This is a genomic window from Metabacillus litoralis, assembly GCF_007994985.1.
In the GTDB taxonomy this organism is placed as follows: domain Bacteria; phylum Bacillota; class Bacilli; order Bacillales; family Bacillaceae; genus Metabacillus; species Metabacillus litoralis.
Genome location: NZ_VOQF01000006.1, coordinates 421016 through 437929, shown reverse-complemented (window position 1 = coordinate 437929; position 16914 = coordinate 421016). Strand labels below are relative to the sequence as shown.

Annotated in this window: 16 protein-coding genes and 1 other annotated feature; of the genes, 13 read left to right on the top strand and 3 right to left on the bottom strand. The window is 34.4% G+C overall.

Going from position 1 to position 16914, the window contains the following annotated elements; genetic code table 11:
* Nucleotides 1-359 precede the first annotated feature (359 nt).
* The 4 genes from FS935_RS12750 (at nucleotide 360) to FS935_RS12735 (ending at nucleotide 3526) form a co-directional block, all read left to right on the top strand.
* Nucleotides 360-1097 carry a hypothetical protein gene (locus FS935_RS12750; RefSeq protein WP_146948970.1) on the top strand — a complete coding sequence of 246 codons (738 nt, stop codon included), beginning with the start codon at nucleotides 360-362 and terminating at the stop codon, nucleotides 1095-1097.
* Between the two features lie 281 nt (nucleotides 1098-1378).
* Entirely contained in the window at nucleotides 1379-2137 is a 759-nt protein-coding gene (locus tag FS935_RS12745) for a Rossmann-fold NAD(P)-binding domain-containing protein (protein WP_146948969.1), read from the top strand.
* 78 nt (nucleotides 2138-2215) lie between these two features.
* Nucleotides 2216-3169 carry a BMP family ABC transporter substrate-binding protein gene (locus FS935_RS12740; protein WP_146948968.1) on the top strand — a complete coding sequence of 318 codons (954 nt, stop codon included), beginning with the start codon at nucleotides 2216-2218 and terminating at the stop codon, nucleotides 3167-3169.
* A gap of 177 nt (nucleotides 3170-3346) precedes the next feature.
* Nucleotides 3347-3526 carry a ComZ family protein gene (locus FS935_RS12735; RefSeq protein ID WP_146948967.1) on the top strand — a complete coding sequence of 60 codons (180 nt, stop codon included), beginning with the start codon at nucleotides 3347-3349 and terminating at the stop codon, nucleotides 3524-3526.
* A 62-nt stretch (nucleotides 3527-3588) separates the two neighbouring features.
* Here FS935_RS12735 and FS935_RS12730 read toward each other — a convergent pair whose 3' ends face one another.
* On the bottom strand, nucleotides 3589-3897 hold the full coding sequence (locus FS935_RS12730) for a hypothetical protein (RefSeq protein ID WP_146948966.1): 309 nt from the start codon (nucleotides 3895-3897) through the stop codon (nucleotides 3589-3591).
* Nucleotides 3898-4109: 212 nt separating this feature from the next.
* Between FS935_RS12730 and FS935_RS12725 the strand changes: the two genes are divergently transcribed.
* The 4 genes from FS935_RS12725 (at nucleotide 4110) to FS935_RS12710 (ending at nucleotide 8753) form a co-directional block, all read left to right on the top strand.
* Nucleotides 4110-5042 carry a beta-ketoacyl-ACP synthase III gene (locus tag FS935_RS12725; protein ID WP_146948965.1) on the top strand — a complete coding sequence of 311 codons (933 nt, stop codon included), beginning with the start codon at nucleotides 4110-4112 and terminating at the stop codon, nucleotides 5040-5042.
* 101 nt (nucleotides 5043-5143) lie between these two features.
* Complete coding sequence (fabF, locus tag FS935_RS12720; RefSeq protein ID WP_146948964.1) at nucleotides 5144-6385, top strand: beta-ketoacyl-ACP synthase II; 1242 nt, start codon at nucleotides 5144-5146, stop codon at nucleotides 6383-6385.
* Nucleotides 6386-7014: 629 nt separating this feature from the next.
* A complete protein-coding gene (locus FS935_RS12715) occupies nucleotides 7015-7782 on the top strand; it encodes a DUF2268 domain-containing putative Zn-dependent protease (protein WP_146948963.1) in 768 nt (255 codons plus the stop codon).
* Between the two features lie 215 nt (nucleotides 7783-7997).
* The gene (locus FS935_RS12710) at nucleotides 7998-8753 is read left to right on the top strand and encodes a YjbA family protein (protein WP_146948962.1); all 756 of its coding nucleotides are present in this window, start codon (nucleotides 7998-8000) and stop codon (nucleotides 8751-8753) included.
* A gap of 53 nt (nucleotides 8754-8806) precedes the next feature.
* Here FS935_RS12710 and trpS read toward each other — a convergent pair whose 3' ends face one another.
* Both trpS and FS935_RS12700 read right to left on the bottom strand, forming a co-directional pair.
* Entirely contained in the window at nucleotides 8807-9796 is a 990-nt protein-coding gene (trpS, locus tag FS935_RS12705; RefSeq protein ID WP_146948961.1) for a tryptophan--tRNA ligase, read from the bottom strand.
* 76 nt (nucleotides 9797-9872) lie between these two features.
* Nucleotides 9873-10079 (bottom strand) — a binding site (T-box leader).
* Nucleotides 10080-10123: 44 nt separating this feature from the next.
* Nucleotides 10124-10483, bottom strand: a complete 360-nt coding sequence (locus FS935_RS12700) for a DUF3899 domain-containing protein (protein WP_158638605.1) — start codon at nucleotides 10481-10483, stop codon at nucleotides 10124-10126.
* Nucleotides 10484-10888: 405 nt separating this feature from the next.
* On the opposite strand from FS935_RS12700, the gene FS935_RS12695 reads away from it, so the two are divergent.
* From FS935_RS12695 to FS935_RS12675, 5 genes are all read left to right on the top strand, one after another.
* Nucleotides 10889-12571 carry a peptide ABC transporter substrate-binding protein gene (locus tag FS935_RS12695; protein ID WP_146948959.1) on the top strand — a complete coding sequence of 561 codons (1683 nt, stop codon included), beginning with the start codon at nucleotides 10889-10891 and terminating at the stop codon, nucleotides 12569-12571.
* Nucleotides 12572-12798: 227 nt separating this feature from the next.
* Nucleotides 12799-13728, top strand: coding sequence for an oligopeptide ABC transporter permease (gene opp3b / locus FS935_RS12690; RefSeq protein WP_146948958.1), 930 nt, complete (start codon nucleotides 12799-12801; stop codon nucleotides 13726-13728).
* Nucleotides 13728-14759, top strand: a complete 1032-nt coding sequence (opp3C, locus tag FS935_RS12685; RefSeq protein WP_146948957.1) for an oligopeptide ABC transporter permease — start codon at nucleotides 13728-13730, stop codon at nucleotides 14757-14759. Before opp3b ends, opp3C begins: the two co-directional genes overlap by 1 nt.
* A 19-nt stretch (nucleotides 14760-14778) precedes the next feature.
* Nucleotides 14779-15822: an ABC transporter ATP-binding protein gene (locus FS935_RS12680; protein ID WP_146948956.1), complete on the top strand. Its 1044-nt coding sequence runs from the start codon at nucleotides 14779-14781 to the stop codon at nucleotides 15820-15822.
* Between the two features lie 2 nt (nucleotides 15823-15824).
* Nucleotides 15825-16763 carry an ABC transporter ATP-binding protein gene (locus FS935_RS12675; RefSeq protein WP_146948955.1) on the top strand — a complete coding sequence of 313 codons (939 nt, stop codon included), beginning with the start codon at nucleotides 15825-15827 and terminating at the stop codon, nucleotides 16761-16763.
* The last annotated feature ends 151 nt before the right edge of the window (nucleotides 16764-16914 follow it).

Sequence of the window (16914 nt, the reverse complement as noted above, 5' to 3'; positions counted from 1 at the left end):
TTAACAAAGTTGCAGATGGGATAATTCTATAAAATCGGACTTATAACTTATTGCTATGAAAAAATTAAAGTCCGAAATTTACTTCCAGTACCTTGCTAATTGAAGGTGACTTGATGTTTCTAAGAGAAGTTAATGACTACATCGGATATCAACAACCAAATTTAAAGAAGTCGTAAAAATATTCATAAACTACACTAAGCTTGCATTGTATGATAAAACCAAAGGATTTCATACAAACTGACAAAGTATGAAGGACGTCTATATTTAACGAAATAGTGACACGCTCCCATTCTTTTTTAATATGCGTACATACATTATATAGAAGAAATGTCTCAGTAAAGAAAGGTGGTGGGCAAGTGATGAAAATAATGGAGCGATTTTTTCAGATTGAAACAGAATGGAATGTCATACAAATACCGCCAAAACCCAATGGCTTTGCTGTCTTTATACTTGGCGACAGATCAGACTTTGTTGATAGTTCTTCAAGCTTTTGGCACCAACATTATGGAAGGTATCAACTAATGCAGGATCTAATCGATAACGGTTACACTTTAATGCATTCGAATTTATATGGAAACAACTGGGGAAGTCCTAGAGCGGTAACAATGGCTAAACAGCTGTACCATCTAGCTATGAAGAAGGAAATTCTCAATCCTAGAATTCACCTTTTAGTTGATGGAATGGGTGGTTTAACAGCATTACAAATGATGCAGGATATACCAGAAAAGATACGCTCTGTTGCAATGCTGAATCCTTGCCTTGACCTAAAAGCACATCTAGAAAAGGAAAAAGAGCATAAGTTTTTTTATAAAAGACTTAGAAAAGAAATTTCAGAAGCTTATCTGATTGAACCTAAAAAAATATTATCGTTAGCTTTACCAACTTTAACTCATAAAAACGCAACTGAACTTCCTGTTAGGGTTTGGCAGAAAATGAATGGCACCGTATATGATCCAGAAGATCATGGGAAAAAATTTGAAGCACTAAGAAAACATTCAGAACATCCAATCCAGTTAATTTACCATTTAGGTGAGAATCCTTATAGAATAAATCAATCTGTTATTAAGTTTTATAGGGAATTTGAAAAAATTTTATAAATTATTGATGTGCGCGGAAATATTTAGGCAGGGATTTTATAAGCAAAGGGATATCTGATGGTCCCTTTGCTATAATTTCCTCTTGTTATATGTACGCAAATTTATTCATTCAAGAACATCATTTAATGAGTTAATATTGTTGTTTCTAAAGTAAGTTTAACGGTAAGAAATGTAACCTGATTTTGATTGAGCTTGTTAGCTTGATTCATTCTTATATGGACTAATCTAGATCGTGTTTGCATAGTATACAATAACTAACAGTCAGGATTAGGAGGTATAAGATGATACAACGGGTCATTATCTTTGGAGCACAAACATATTTTGGAATTAGTCTATGTGAACGCTTACTAGAAGAAGGAATTGAGGTTAAGGCAGTTTTATTTGATCGGGGAACATCAGAAACGAGAGATTTAGTTGAAGATCGGTTATTGTACATTGGCAGGAATGCATTACTTGAAATTAATGATTCTTATTACAGAGAATCAGAAGAAGATAGGGATGTGGATTTCATTATATTTTGTGGAGAAGAAGATCACCATGATGAATTTGAACTACTTCAAGATTCCATTAAAACTGCAAATCACCTTAATTCCCGCTTTCTCTATATTAACTCTCACCATGTACATAATGAATATCAAGAACTTGTGGAAATTCTAAAAGAACATTCAATTCTTATCCTCCCAACAATATACGGAGCTAGTCTGTCAAGATCAAATAAGATAAATAAAGCATTAATTCAATACCTTAAGAATGAGAAACAAGAAATTGTGATTGAGGATCACGTTTTACCTATAAAAGATGCAGTTGAAGCTACTTATAATTTGTTAGAAAATGTTGAAAGTAAGTTTTATACTTTTTCCATGAAAAAGGATTTGAATCCTGAAAATAGCCTACCAATAAGATTTGTAGAAGATAAACAAAATCTGAATAAGAAAATAAAAGGACTTTGTACGATTGAAGTGGAATCAAGTATTTCAATAGAAGAAGGGTTACAGAAACAAATTTCTGATTTAAAGAAGGAAAATAAGAATGAGGATTAGAAGGAAATACTTGTACAAATAAATACAGTAGAGATAAAATATAGATATATTGATAAAAACGCAAGGGAATGATTACCCATGAATATAAAGCTAGGTGTTGTCCTCATAATTCTTTTGGCGCTTTTTGGTTGTGGACAACCTGCAGCATCGGGAAATCTTCAAAAGGTGGGATTACTTGTACCTGAAACGATTGATGATAAGGTATGGGGATCGAAAGGCTACAAAGGTCTGTTGAAGATACAATCAGAATTTGGGGTTGATGTTTTTTATAAAGAAGGAATGAATGAAGAGCAGAAAATCCGTTCCGCAATAGAAGAGTTTCAAGAAAATGAAGTGAATCTCATTTTTGGACATGGTAGTGAGTATGCAAATTATTTCAATAATATCAGCAAGGAATTTCCTGACATTCACTTTGTTTTATTTAATGGAAAAGCAGTGGGAGAAAATGTTACTAGCTTAAACTTTGAAGCACATGCCATGGGCTTTTTTGGTGGGATGGTTGCTGGAGAGATGACTAAAACAAATAAAGTAGCTGTTCTTGCTGCTTTTGAATGGCAACCAGAAGTTGATGGCTTTTTTGAAGGAGCTTATTTTCAAAATGAAAATGTCCATGTAGATATCCAATATGTTCAAAACTGGAATGACACCGATACCGCATTAACCCTTCTAGATATACTCATTGATAATGAAAATGATATCGTATATGTTGCCGGTGATGGATATAATATCCCTGTAATTGAGAAATTAAAAGAAGAAGGACTTTATGCAATTGGTTTCGTATCAGATCAATTAGATTTAGGTAAAGGTACTGTTTTGACTAGTACTGTTCAGCATATAGATACACTATATGAGGTTGTCGCAAGATCTTTTGATGAAGGAAATCTAGAAAGTGGCGAATTATATTATGACTTTCAAGATGGTGTTATTTCATTAGGGAAATTTAGCCCTTTAGTAGAAGATGATTTTCGTCTAAAGATTGAAAAAGATATTGAAGAGTATATCGAGAGCGGCTTACTACCTAATCAATTGTAAATAAACAAAATATTATTTATGATGAAGATAGTTAATTATTACTATGCTTAACATTGATTTATAGCACTTTGATGTTGGTGGTTAAAGCAACAAAAGCATCATTTATCCTATGAATTAAATGCTTGTTTTACTAATCAACTAGTTAAGCAATATATATTATGAAATGGAGTGATTGTAATGGAACAGCATCCAAAAACAATGGAATTTATGCAAATTGCAATGAAGTATTTACCTGAGGCGAAAGAAAAACTTGAAGGATCAGGAATTGAATTGTCGATGGAAACGCTACAGCCTATGATGGAGCTATTCACTAAGGTAATGGGTGAAGCATATGAGTTAGGTAAAAAAGACGCATAAGGTTTCAAAAAGCTGCCATTGGCAGCTTTTTTTTCGGCTGCATTTGAAGGGAATTAGAGAAATCATTTCTTTTTAATATAGTCTAATAGTGGTGCGAATTGTTTTAGCATAGGTTTAAGGTTTTCAACTGATAACATAATGTCATCAATTTGCTCCATTAAAGTAAAGTAATTTATTTCTTGTTGTTTCTCACTCGGTTTAGGTTGTATTTGCTCTTGCTCGGGATTTTGAGAAACACTTCTTGATCCGAACATTAATTGTGAAAAGCGGTCAACAGGCTTTGACGAAGAATCTGTTTCTTTTTCAACAACCACTTCTTCCTCAGCTATATTTTCTTCATTAGAACTAATATTTAACTCATCTAGCTCCATTTTAATTCCTCCTTACTAAAGTTCTTTTTGATATAGCTTATGTTTTATATAAATACTAGTTCTAGTCGATAGTACTAAAACATTAATATTGAAAAATATATTTGAATAAGATAATATTAGTACCAAGTCATAATAATTGATATTAAATAGCCTTATATGTAGTTATAGATATTTTATTTAAAATAGAGAATTAAAATAAAGGGGTTGCACATATGAATGCGGGATTTATTGGTATTGGACGATACACACCTGAAAAAATTGTAACAAATGCAGATTTAGAAAAAGTAATGGACACATCAGATGAATGGATTAGAACAAGAACAGGTATTGAAGAAAGACGAATTGCAGATGAATCAATCAATACTTCAGATATGGCATTTTTTGCTGCAGAAAAAGCACTTATCGATTCAGGGATTTCAGCTGACGAATTAGATATGATTTTAGTTGCAACTGTTACACCTGATCAACCGTTTCCATCGATTGCTTGTATGCTTCAGGAGAAATTAGGCGCTACAAAGGCTGCAGCTATGGATATCAGTGCAGCGTGTGCAGGGTTTATGTATGGAGTTGTAACAGCAAAACAATTCATTGAAACAGGTGCCTACAAAAATGTGTTAGTTATTGGCGTTGAGAAATTGTCGAAAGTCACAGATTGGAATGATCGTAATACAGCTGTATTATTTGGTGATGGAGCTGGCGCAGCTGTAATTGGACCAGTTAGTGAGGGAAGAGGAATTCTTTCATTTGAGCTAGGTGCTGATGGAACAGGTGGGAAACATCTATATCAAGATGAGTACATTATCATGAATGGTCGAGAAGTGTTTAAGTTTGCGGTAAGACAAATGGGAGAATCGAGCCTTAATGTTCTTGAAAAAGCGGGCTTAAGTAAAGAGGATGTTGACTTTTTAATACCTCATCAAGCAAATATTCGTATTATGGAAGCTTCTAGAGAACGGTTGGATTTACCGGTAGAAAAAATGTCTAAAACAGTTCATAAATATGGAAATACATCTGCCGCATCTATACCTATTTCTTTAGTAGAAGAGGTAGAGGCAGGAAAGATTAAAGATGACGACCTCATTGTAATGGTTGGTTTTGGTGGAGGCTTAACTTGGGGAGCTATTGCGTTACGCTGGGGACGCTGATATAAAATGTTTTTGTAAAATTGTTTCATGTATATTCTAATGAGTAGAAACCCTGTTGCTATAAAAGCAGGAGAAATTAACTTTAAGGTGAGGTGTCATCCATGGAAAAAAAACGAGTTGTCGTTACAGGATTAGGTGCATTAACTCCCATTGGTAATGATGTACAAACTACTTGGGAAAATGCTATAAAAGGTATATCAGGTGTTGGTCCATTAACTAGAGTTGATGCTGAGCAATATCCAGCAAAGGTAGCAGCGGAGCTTAAAGATTTTAATATTGAGCAATACATGGATAAAAAAGATGCGAGAAAAATGGATCGCTTTACACAATATGCTGTTGTAGCTGCTTTAATGGCTGCAAAGGACGCAAATTTAGAAATTACAGAAGAAAACGCTCCACGTGTTGGAGTATGGATTGGATCAGGTATAGGTGGAATGGAGACCTTTGAACAACAATATAAATTATTACTTGAAAAAGGTCCAAGACGTGTTAGTCCATTCTTTGTTCCTATGCTAATTCCAGACATGGCAACAGGACAAGTATCAATTGCTTTAGGAGCAAAAGGGTTTAACTCTTGTACTGTTACAGCATGTGCAACAGGAACAAATTCAATTGGTGATGCATATCGAGTTATTGAACGCGGTGAAGCAGATGTGATGGTAACAGGTGGTGCAGAGGCACCTTTAACAGAAATGTCTTTTGCTGGGTTTTCAGCTAATAAAGCATTATCAACAAATCCTGATCCGAAAACAGCTAGCCGCCCATTTGATCAAAATCGTGATGGATTTGTTATGGGAGAAGGAGCGGGAATTATCGTTTTAGAGGAGCTTGAACATGCATTAGCTCGTGGTGCGAAAATTTATGCTGAAATTGTTGGATACGGAGCTACAGGTGACGCCCACCACATTACAGCACCAGCACCAAACGGTGAAGGTGGAGCAAGAGCCATGAAACAGGCAATTGATGGCAGTGGACTAAATGTGGCTGACATTGATTATATTAATGCTCATGGAACAAGTACTCCTTATAATGATAAATTCGAAACACTTGCTATAAAAGAAGTGTTTGGCGAGCATGCACAAAACCTTGCGATCAGTTCTACAAAATCGATGACTGGTCATCTATTAGGTGCAGCAGGTGGTGTTGAGGCCATTCTAAGCATATTAGCTATAAAAGAAGGAATCATTCCACCAACTATTAATTTAGAAACACCTGATCCAGATTGTGATTTAGATTATGTACCAAATGAAGCTAGGAAAAGGGAAATTAAATCTGCGTTAAGTAATTCATTAGGATTTGGTGGACATAACGCTACGATTATATTTAAAAAGTTTAAAGCTTAAAGATTTCAAAAAAGCGTGAATTCAATTAGTGAATTCATGCTTTTTTTTGTCCGATGAAAAGTGGGTGCTAAAGGACGTACTTTAAGGAATTACGTCCTTTAGCAGCTGTAAGTTGATTACAAAAGGACGTCATTGAGCGAGTGAAGAAGCACATAATCAGCGGAAACTCGATCAGTAAAGCACGTCATTGTGGTAGTGAAGCCCATAAGTAGGAGATCCTGTAACACTGAAGCCCGTCATAGAGCTAATGAAGGACATAAGTAAAGAGATACGATGTTCCTGGAAATTAAATTAGGAAATGCAATATTAGATTGTGTTCTACACAACGCAACAGTCGTGAATATTGTTGGGCCTTCTTTCAAAATTACAGATCACTTAGAAAAAGAAGATGTTAATAAATTTTAGTACATTAATAAACGATCAAAATTGTACATCGTTAGCTTGCCATTTACACAAGTGAAACCCATTAGTAGCCGAAACTCGATCACCAAAGTCCCTCATCAAGTGAATGAAGAGCTAAAGAAAACAATCAACACTCATCAAAAAGCTCATCTCAATTCCACAATAAAAATTAAGCCACACAACTACATTAACCAGTTCATACAATATCTGTGGAAGGGGCGCTGATAATGAGTGTAGTTGATACAGTAGAGTGGTTGAAAAAAGCATCGTCTCATCAAGATATTTATAAAAAATTAGCTCGATATTTCACAAACATGACAGATGGTGAAATCGCTAAATACTTACAAACTTTCGGTATGTATAATCATTCCACCAATATTGATAAATGGATTGAACGAGTTGAGAAGGATCACATTTTAAGATATGTTAAACAGTTGGAAGTAACATTGAAAGAAGAATGGGGAGGGCCTGATGTGCCTATTTTTATTTTTCCTTGTGAGCAAACTAATCGTAAAATTGAATTCGAATATTATGGTAGAACCGGTTTAGCATTTCATAATAAATTATTTCTGTTTTTATCAACGGGCGTAAAAAAGACTCATATAAAATCTCTTCTGATTCATGAGTATCATCATGTTAGTCGTTTAGCAGCTGTTTCGAAAAAGGAAAATAGCTTTACAATAATTGATACGATGATTATGGAGGGGTTAGCAGAAAATGCTGTAAGAGAGAAACTTGGTGATGAGGAAGCTTTAGCGTCTTGGACAAAACGATACACAGATCAACAATGCGAAAGGTTCTTAGATAGAATTATACTACCTAATAAAGAAATCACTCGAGATAACCCAAAATTTTCGCAGCTAATGTTTGGTACAGGACTTTATCCTTCTATGTTGGGTTATTCTGTGGGCTATTATTTAGTGAAAAAATACATGGATGATACAAACAAGAATACTAAACAGCTACTAGCAATTGATGCTGATGAATTTTTGTAATAGCTTTTTTATGGAATAAAGAGTCAGGGGTATTCAATTATGTTAAACAGAGTACAACTAATACATTGAATATTTCTCTCTTATTCCACATAAAATGAAATATGGACAAGTATTCAATGATAAAAAAATACTAGATTATATATTTTTAAGCGAATAGACTTTCTATTTTTTGCCTATACTGTTTGACAAATGGTACTGAAGTGAGGGATAAAAAAATGTTATTTCTTCATGATGTTTGGGTAAATTGGTTTGAAGGTGAAGAGAATGGGTACAATGTATGTCATTTCCATGAATGGAGAAAAGATGACAGCGTTGAGCTCCTTGATCAGGTTCCACTATTAAAGGTTAATTCATTGCTTTTTGACTACATAGAAAATAACTTAGCTGAGTTACCACCTGGTCTAATGAAGGATATTTTTCAAAAATCTTATATTAGAAAAAACCATGAAAGAATTCAATTAGACTATTGTTTTGTTGTGACTGATGGAACTGGAATAATTGCCGTAGATACAATTGGCTATACAATTCCAATACGTAAAAGTAGAATTATTCCCAGACAAGAGCAATTAGTGTTCGAAATGGTAAAGGATATTGAGGCTGAAGAATATTCTACTGAAATCATGAAAGATGAATCAGCGGCAAAGGAATATCATATCTTGTCTTTGTCCCCAGAGCATATGAGGGGTTTAACAAGAAAAGAAAGACAATTAAAACAGCTATTATTTATGGCTCTTGATCAATTACAAGCTACTAAAAATGCAGCCGAAGTTAAATATTGGTACACTGAGTGGAATCCAACGAAATATGAGGATATCCAGCAAAGAGAATTTAACGAGGTTTGGAATCAATTATATGAAGAAACCTTATACGGATGGTCTCCAAAGCATATTCAATTATGTGAACGACTTATAAAGGGACAACCCTTTTTTGAAAAGCTATGGGATATGGAGCATGAATCAAAAGTGAATTAAAGGAAAGGGTCAGACCCCACTCAATTTTGAGAGGGGTCTGACTTTTTTACTTATCATTTTCTCTTACGACCAAGTCCCATCGCATTTTCCATTTTTTTAAGCATTTTTTGGGCTACAGCATTTGCTTTTTCAGCTCCGTGATCTAAAATCTTATCTAATTCATCTGAAGCCATAAGATGATGATATTTTTCTTGTATAGGTGAAAGGGTTTCTATCAAAACGTCGGCGACATCTTGTTTGAAATCACCATAGCCTTTTCCTTCATACCTAGCTTCAATTTGCTCAATAGCTTCACCAGTAAGAATTGAATAAATGGATAATAGATTAGAAATACCAGGTTTATTTTCTTTATCGTATTTCACAATACCTTCTGAGTCGGTAACCGCACTTTTAATTTTTTTCTCGATTTGTTTAGGGTCATCTAAGAGAGTAATAAATGCTTTTTGGTTTGCATCAGATTTACTCATTTTCTTTGTAGGCTCTGCAAGCGACATAATTCTTGCACCGACTTTAGGGATTCGTACTTCTGGAATGGTAAAGATGTCATTGTATTTTTTATTAAAACGTTCAGCTAAATCTCTTGTTAATTCCAAATGCTGCTTTTGGTCTTCACCAACAGGAACAAGATCAGTACTGTAAAGAAGAATGTCTGCAGCCATTAAAGGAGGGTAAGTAAGTAGCCCAGCTGATACTGCTTCTTTACCATGTGATTTATCTTTAAACTGTGTCATTCTCTCTAGCTCACCGATATAAGCTACACATTGTAACATCCATCCAGCTTGAGCGTGTGCTGGTACTTCAGATTGTATGAAAAGTGTTACCTTCTCAGGATCAATTCCAACTGCTAGATACATGGCTGCAAGACTTCTTATATTCTGACGAAGAGCAAGACGATCTTGAGAAACCGTTATAGCGTGCTGATCTACAATGCAAAAGTAGCAATTGTATTCATCCTGTAAATCAACAAACTGTTTTAGCGCTCCTATATAATTTCCTAACGTTACTGACCCACTTGGCTGTATGCCTGAAAAAATTGTTTTCATCATAATTCCTCCATTAATAGTATAAATTGATCATATCATCTAAAAATCCATAAAAAATAGCCCACTCGCCCCAAAATATAGGGACGATGGACCGCGGTACCACCCTACTTATTTCTAATAGTAGAAATCAACTTTATTCTTTAACGCAAGAACACGTCTGCACATACTAGTTTCTGCACAGAAGCTCAAAAGTCCATTCCATATTAGACATTACCTGTTCACAGCAAACACAGGCTCTCTTTAAATGCTACTAACATGTACTACTCTTTTTCATAGCCGACTATTTTTTTCTTATTATAGAAAAGATGGAGTTGATTTGCAAACTGTTTATAGGTAGTAAATGAAAAGTGCTATTAACATGACACCTGTCACCATTAGACCAGAAAGTAAAAATGGAGTATGATCGAAATCCAATAATTCTGAAACAGGTATCATTTCATCTACTTCTTTCTTTGAAAGTTCTTTTCCTTTGGATTCAAACAGTCTTCTAAATCCGTATGTAATTCCGTCAAAAAATCCACCTTTTATCGTCATAGTAAAAGCGGCAATAAATAATAAGGAGATTCCAAAGTAAAACGAAATATTAATAAAAGATAACAAAGTTAATTTTTGGTAAATGAAAAAAGAGAGTAAGATTACAGCAAATAGAGACACAATAAACAACGTAAACGACTTTTTATTACGCAAAAGTTTCATCACTCTTTTCTAAAAGTTCATAAACTTTATTATATCAGAAGAAAGGAGGAGCTAAAAATAGGTATAAAGTTATTCTGGAAATATTATTTTAACAATATTATGGGTTGTTTTTTTTGAAAAAAATAGTTGGAATTTCTTTAATGAGAAAAAAAGTTTGTTAGATTATGTAACCCTTTACAAGTCAACGCGTTAAAGCATATGTCTAAAAAAATGGCAAAAATTATAAGAAAATTCAAACGAAACATATGGGTCTTTAGAACTATTTTTTGTGAGGATTTCTTTAATATTATTGCATTTGTGTAAACTTTATTAAAAAAATAAATGCACAATTGTTTGAATACTTGTATAATAATCCTTGTAAGAAAAACAGCATATAAAAAAAAGGGAGGTCTACTTGTGAAAAAGTCGAAATTATTTCTTCTTTTAGCTTTATCATTAGTGCTTAGCATGTTCTTAGCAGCATGTAATGGCGGTGGTGATGAATCTAAAACTGATGAAGGTGGCGATACTGCTGCAGAATCAGTACCACAAGAATTAAAAGTATTAGAAACATCTGAAATTCCATCTATGGATAGCGTTATGGCGCAAGATTCAGCAAGTTTTACAGCATTAGCTAACGTAATGGAAGGTTTATACCGTTTAGACCAAAACCAAGAAGCAATTCCTGGTATGGCTGATGGAGAACCTGAAGTGAGCGAAGATGGTTTAGTATATACTGTGAAATTGAAAGATGCTAAATGGTCTAACGGAGACACTGTAACAGCAGAAGACTTCGTATTTGCATGGCAACGTGCGATTGACCCAGCAACTGCTTCTCCTTATGGTCCTTACATGATGGAAGGTAAAATCAAAGGAGCAAAAGAAATCACTAAATTAGCTTCAGAAAAGAAAGAATATGATCTTAACACTTTAGGCGTTGTTGCTAAAGATGAAAAGACTTTAGAAATTACATTAGAAAAACCAATTCCATATTTTGAATCATTAATGGCATTTGGAACTTTCTACCCTCAAAACAAAAAGTTTGTTGAGGAAAAAGGTGATCAATATGCATCATCTGCTGAAAACTTAGTATTTAACGGACCATTTGTTCTTTCAGCTTGGGATGGCAACACTGCAACTGAATGGACTATGGAGAAAAACACTGAGTATTGGGATGCTGAAGCTGTAGCTTTAGAAAACATCCAGTTTAACGTACTTAAAGATCCACAAGCATCAGCAAATGCATATGAAACTGGTGAAGCTGATATCACTGGTAAACTTGCATCTGATATCGTTCCACAATATGAAGGTGACCCTAACTTAATTAAATGGTTAGAGCCTACAATTTTCTGGATTAAAATGAATCAACAAAATGAAGCATTAGCTAACGAAAACATTCGTCGTGCACTTGCAACTGCATTTAATAAACAAGATTTAACAGACAGTATCTTAAATAACGGATCTGTTCCTGCTAACTATTCAGTACCGAAAAACTTCGTAACTGATCCAAGCGGTAAAGATTTCCGTGAAGCTAACGGAGATATGTTAGAGTATAACGTAGAAGAAGCTAAAAAGTTCTGGGAAGCTGGACTTAAAGAATTAGGTACAGATTCTGTTAAATTAGTATATCTTGGTGGAGACACTGAAACTTCTAAGAAAACTGATTCTTACATTAAAAACCAATTAGAAACAAATCTTGAAGGATTAACGATTGATGTACAATCTGTACCATTCAGCGTTCGTTTAGATCGTGACGTTAAAATGGACTATGATTTACAATTCGCTGGTTGGGGTCCTGATTACCAAGATCCAATCTCTTTCTCTGATCTTTGGATCACAGATGGTGGAAACAACAAAATGGCATATTCTAACGAGCAATATGACAAATTGTTAGAAGATGCTCAGTACACTTATGCTGATGATAATGCTAAGCGTTTTGAAGCATTACAACAAGCAGAAAAAATTCTACTTGAAGAAGATGCTGCTTTAGCACCAGTATACCAACGTTCATCTAACGTATTGGTTGCTGATAAAGTAGAAGGATTCACATATCACTTCATTGGTCCTGAGTACAGCTATAAATGGGTTACAATTAAATAATTAATCCATCATTACCTGACAATTTGTATTGTCTAGTTATGTAGATTATCTATCATCTTGGTTTCTTTTACCAATGATGATAGATTGTCTTTATAGTTTACGGATTGACCAAAAGTCGGTATAATTGAACCGGTTGAAGAGAGTATAGGAGATATACTCTCTTTTTCCCTTGTAACAGAATTGTCGAACAATGGAGAAAATTTAGTTTTTTAGGAGGTGCGTTTCATATGGTTAAGTATATATCACAACGTATCGTTTATATGCTACTTACCTTAATATTAATAGCCACATTTACTTTTTTCCTCATGAAATTAATCCCTGGTACTCCTTTCACTAACATAAGTAAGCTGTCACCAGAACAGGTAACCATTATGAAAGACAAATATGGATTGGATGAGCCAGTTCCGATTCAATATTTAACTTATATGGTTAACCTAGCTAAAGGAGATTTAGGGGTATCCTTTCAGTTTAATAACGCAAGTGTAACAGATATCCTTATGGATCGTATCGGTCCTTCGGCAGTACTTGGCTTCCAAGCAATGTTCTTTGGAACAATTCTTGGAATTATACTAGGCGTAATTGGTGCACTGAGGCAAAATACATGGGTAGATTATTCGACAACCTTTATAGCCGTTATCGGTAAATCAATTCCTTCTTTCGTATTTGCTGGACTTCTTCAATATTATGTTGGAGTAAAATTAGGTTGGTTACCAGTTGCCTTCTGGAGAGGACCAGAGTATACAATCCTGCCTACTATTGCACTAGCGATGTTCCCAATCTCTATTGCAGCTCGTTTTATGAGAACAGAAATGATTGAAGTATTGGGCTCAGATTACATTACATTAGCAAGAGCAAAAGGTGCTAGCTCATTTGAAGTTGCATTTAAACATGCTCTACGTAATGCATTAATTCCAGTTATCACTGTATTAGGACCTCTAACAGTTAGTTTAATGACTGGTTCACTAGTTATTGAAAAAATCTTTGGTATCCCTGGACTTGGTGAACAGTTCGTAAAGTCAATAAATGTTAATGATTATCCAGTAATTATGGGAACAACTATTTTATTTGCAGCATTATTTATCTTTGTTGTTTTAGTTGTTGACTTGTTATATGGAATAATAGATCCAAGAATTCGTTTAGCGGGAGGTAAAAAATAATGTCAAAGCAAGATGAGAAAATCTCAAAAGACTTGTTTCAACCCGCTGATTTAGATTCATCAGTAAGTGAGAAAATTTCTAAGCCAAGCTTAAATTACTGGCAAGATGCATGGTTGCGTGTGAAGAAAAACAAAGCGGCAATTGTAAGTATTGTTGTTTTATTTCTTTTAGCAATTCTTGCGATAGCTGGACCTTTTCTAAACGATTATGATTATAAAGAGCAAAATGCAAAGCATTCAAATCTTCCACCAAGGGTTGAAGCTCTAGAAAATATTTCATGGCTTCCATTTGACGGAACTTTAACAAAGAAAAATGGAGAAGTATATGATGCGTATGAACTAAAAGGTGCATCTGATGCTTACTATTGGTTTGGAACAGATAGTTTAGGACGTGATATCTTTACACGTGTTTGGAAAGGTACACAAGTATCATTATATATTGCTCTACTAGCAGCTTTTATTGATATGATTATCGGTGTAGCATATGGTGCAATTTCCGGTTATTACGGAGGTCGTGTGGATACAATCATGCAACGTATCATTGAGATATTAGTTGGTATACCAAACTTGGTTGTTGTTATATTAATGATCATCATATTGAAGCCTGGTATTATATCCATTACGATAGCCTTAACAATTACCGGATGGGTTGGTATGGCAAGGGTTGTGCGTGGTCAGGTTCTTAAATATAAAAACCAAGAATTCGTATTAGCATCAAGAACACTTGGTGCAAATGATCGAAAAATAATTATAAAACATTTATTACCTAACTTAGTAGGTGTAATCATAATCAATACAATGTTTACAATACCTAGTGCTATCTTCTTCGAAGCGTTTTTAAGCTTTATTGGTTTAGGTCTACAAGATCCATTAGCATCTTTAGGTACATTAATTGATGATGGTTTTAAAACATTGAGATTATATCCTTATCAAATGATTTTCCCAGCAATTATAATCAGTACAATTATGATTTGTTTTAATATGATAGCTGATGGACTTCGTGATGCACTAGATCCGAAAATGCGCGACTAAAAAGGTAGGTGAATAGATCATGGAAAAAATATTAGAGGTGAAGGATTTACACATTTCGTTTCATACTTTTGGAGGAGAAGTACAGGCTATCCGTGGCGTAAACTTTGACTTATACAAAGGAGAAACACTTGCTATTGTTGGTGAGTCAGGATCTGGTAAATCTGTAACAACTAAATCAATTATGCGCCTTTTACCTGAATCTAATTCAGAAATTAAGGCAGGAGAAATCTTATTTGATGATAAAAATCTTGCACAGCTTAATAATAAGGCTATGCAGAAAATTCGCGGGAAAGATATTTCAATGATCTTTCAGGATCCAATGACATCTTTAAACCCAACGATGAAAATTGGTAAGCAAATTATGGAACCAATTGTTAAACATCAAAACTTAAGTAAATCAGCTGCAAAAGATCGTGCTATTGATTTATTACGTTTAGTTGGTATACCGCAACCTGAAGCACGTTTCAATCAGTACCCTCACCAGTTTTCTGGTGGTATGAGACAAAGGGTTGTTATTGCGATTGCACTTGCATGTAATCCAAAGGTTTTAATTGCAGATGAACCAACAACGGCATTAGATGTTACGATTCAAGCACAAATTCTTGAATTAATGAAAGATTTACAAAAGAAAATCGATACATCAATTATTTTCATCACTCATGACCTTGGAGTTGTGGCAAACGTAGCTGATCGTGTTGCGGTTATGTATGGTGGTAAAATTGTTGAAATCGGAACTGTTGATGAAGTATTCTACAATCCGCAACATCCTTATACATGGGGTTTAATTAGTTCGATGCCTAATTTAGAATCAGATGATATTGAGTTATATGCAATACCAGGTACACCACCAGATTTATTGAATCCACCAGCTGGTGATGCATTTGCTGCTCGTAATGAATTTGCTATGAAAATAGATCATGAAAAGCAACCGCCTATGTATAAAGTTTCTGATACACATTATGCTGCTACTTGGTTATTACACCCTGATGCGCCAAAGGTAGAGCCACCTGAAGCTGTAAAGCGTCGTAGACGTAAATTCCCTGAAAATAAGGAGGGGAAATAATTATGGCAAAAGAGAAATTACTAGAAATAAAGAACTTAAAGCAGCATTTTAATATTGGAAAACCTAATGAAGTGAAGGCTGTTGACAACATTTCATTTGACATTTATAAAGGTGAAACACTTGGACTTGTAGGTGAGTCAGGTTGTGGGAAGTCGACAACTGGACGTACAATCATTAGGTTATATGATGCTACAGGTGGTGATGTCATTTATGATGGCGTCAATGTACATGGAAAAAAATCCAAGTCTGATTTAAAAGCATTTAACCGTAAAATGCAAATGATCTTCCAAGATCCTTATGCTTCTTTAAATCCTCGTATGAAAATTTCTGATGTTATAGCAGAAGGAATTGATATACATGGATTGGCAAAAACGAAAAAAGAGCGCTTAGAAAAAGTATATGAATTATTAGAAACAGTAGGTCTTAACCGTGAGCATGCTAACCGTTATCCACATGAATTTAGTGGTGGACAGCGTCAACGTATTGGTATTGCACGAGCACTTGCGGTAGAACCTGAATTCATCATTGCTGATGAACCAATTTCAGCACTTGACGTATCGATTCAAGCACAAGTTGTAAACTTAATGAAAAAACTTCAAAAGGAAAAAGGGTTAACATATTTATTTATTGCCCATGACCTTTCGATGGTTAAATATATCAGTGATCGTATTGGTGTTATGTATTTTGGAAGGTTAGTTGAGTTAGCAGATGCTAATGAACTGTATAATAACCCTATTCACCCTTATACTCAGTCATTATTATCAGCAATTCCACTTCCAGATCCTGATTACGAACGTACTCGTGTAAGAAAAACATATGATCCTAGTCAACATAATTACCAACCAAATGAAGATGTTGACTTTAGAGAAGTAAAACCAGGGCATTTTGTTATGTGCTCATTATCTGAGTTTGAACAATATAAAAAACAATACTCTAATTAATTGCTTAAAATGACCAAATCAACTTTGAATTGGTCATTTTTTTTTTATGAACTCATTAAAATTTAACAATTTTTCGTGCATTATACCATATACCAAATATATATAATGTTTTGTCCTAATCTCCGAAGGGAATGTTGCATATACTATATAA

What these genes read in the sequence shown, in the direction of transcription:
- FS935_RS12750 (WP_146948970.1), top strand. Translation starts at nt 360, where the DNA reads ATGAAAATAATGGAGCGATTTTTTCAGATTGAAACAGAATGGAATGTC.
- FS935_RS12735 (WP_146948967.1), top strand. Translation starts at nt 3,347, where the DNA reads ATGGAACAGCATCCAAAAACAATGGAATTTATGCAAATTGCAATGAAG.
- FS935_RS12710 (WP_146948962.1), top strand. Translation starts at nt 7,998, where the DNA reads ATGTTATTTCTTCATGATGTTTGGGTAAATTGGTTTGAAGGTGAAGAG.
- FS935_RS12675 (WP_146948955.1), top strand. Translation starts at nt 15,825, where the DNA reads ATGGCAAAAGAGAAATTACTAGAAATAAAGAACTTAAAGCAGCATTTT.
- opp3C (WP_146948957.1), top strand. Translation starts at nt 13,728, where the DNA reads ATGTCAAAGCAAGATGAGAAAATCTCAAAAGACTTGTTTCAACCCGCT.
- FS935_RS12740 (WP_146948968.1), top strand. Translation starts at nt 2,216, where the DNA reads ATGAATATAAAGCTAGGTGTTGTCCTCATAATTCTTTTGGCGCTTTTT.
- opp3b (WP_146948958.1), top strand. Translation starts at nt 12,799, where the DNA reads ATGGTTAAGTATATATCACAACGTATCGTTTATATGCTACTTACCTTA.
- trpS (WP_146948961.1), bottom strand. Translation starts at nt 9,796, where the DNA reads ATGAAAACAATTTTTTCAGGCATACAGCCAAGTGGGTCAGTAACGTTA.
- FS935_RS12730 (WP_146948966.1), bottom strand. Translation starts at nt 3,897, where the DNA reads ATGGAGCTAGATGAGTTAAATATTAGTTCTAATGAAGAAAATATAGCT.
- FS935_RS12745 (WP_146948969.1), top strand. Translation starts at nt 1,379, where the DNA reads ATGATACAACGGGTCATTATCTTTGGAGCACAAACATATTTTGGAATT.
- FS935_RS12715 (WP_146948963.1), top strand. Translation starts at nt 7,015, where the DNA reads ATGAGTGTAGTTGATACAGTAGAGTGGTTGAAAAAAGCATCGTCTCAT.
- FS935_RS12725 (WP_146948965.1), top strand. Translation starts at nt 4,110, where the DNA reads ATGAATGCGGGATTTATTGGTATTGGACGATACACACCTGAAAAAATT.
- fabF (WP_146948964.1), top strand. Translation starts at nt 5,144, where the DNA reads ATGGAAAAAAAACGAGTTGTCGTTACAGGATTAGGTGCATTAACTCCC.
- FS935_RS12680 (WP_146948956.1), top strand. Translation starts at nt 14,779, where the DNA reads ATGGAAAAAATATTAGAGGTGAAGGATTTACACATTTCGTTTCATACT.